The 341-nt window shown below is 29.0% G+C and carries 1 protein-coding gene and 1 pseudogene; one reads left to right on the top strand and one right to left on the bottom strand.

Annotated elements, in window-relative coordinates:
- Positions 1–88: pseudogene (locus FUA24_RS25500) on the top strand (DUF2797 domain-containing protein); the annotation flags it as partial.
- Positions 89–138: 50 nt separating this feature from the next.
- Here FUA24_RS25500 and rpsU read toward each other — a convergent pair.
- Complete coding sequence (gene rpsU / locus FUA24_RS00555) at positions 139–333, bottom strand: 30S ribosomal protein S21 (RefSeq protein WP_147138102.1); 195 nt, start codon at positions 331–333, stop codon at positions 139–141.
- Positions 334–341: the final 8 nt, after the last annotated feature.

Genomic DNA, 341 nt, shown 5'->3' with positions numbered 1-341 from the left:
AATAAAAGGACAGTATTTAATTTTTGAAGACGAAACTGTTTTTAATGTTAGGGCCAATGAAGGTTTAGTGGTTAAAATTAGCGTATAAAAAAAGTTCGTGTTTTAATCACGAACTTTTAATTGTTTTCACGAAGCATTTTAAACTTCTTCTTGGTCTCTTAAGTTTTGAATATAAGAGGCTTTTTGTATTTCACGACGTCTTTTTACTGATGGTTTTGTGTAAAATTGACCGTCTCTTAAATTCTGCATTACTTTTACATTACGGTGTTTTCTTTTGTAGCGTTTTAAGGCACGCTCTATGTTTTCACCTTCTTTAATAATAATTTTTAACATTAATATGT

This window comes from Seonamhaeicola marinus (genome assembly GCF_008085455.1).
This window is presented reverse-complemented; position numbering and strand designations above follow the sequence as displayed.

Excerpts from the sequence above, each read along its gene's own strand:
- rpsU (WP_147138102.1), bottom strand. The coding sequence starts at position 333 with ATGTTAAAAATTATTATTAAAGAAGGTGAAAACATAGAGCGTGCCTTA.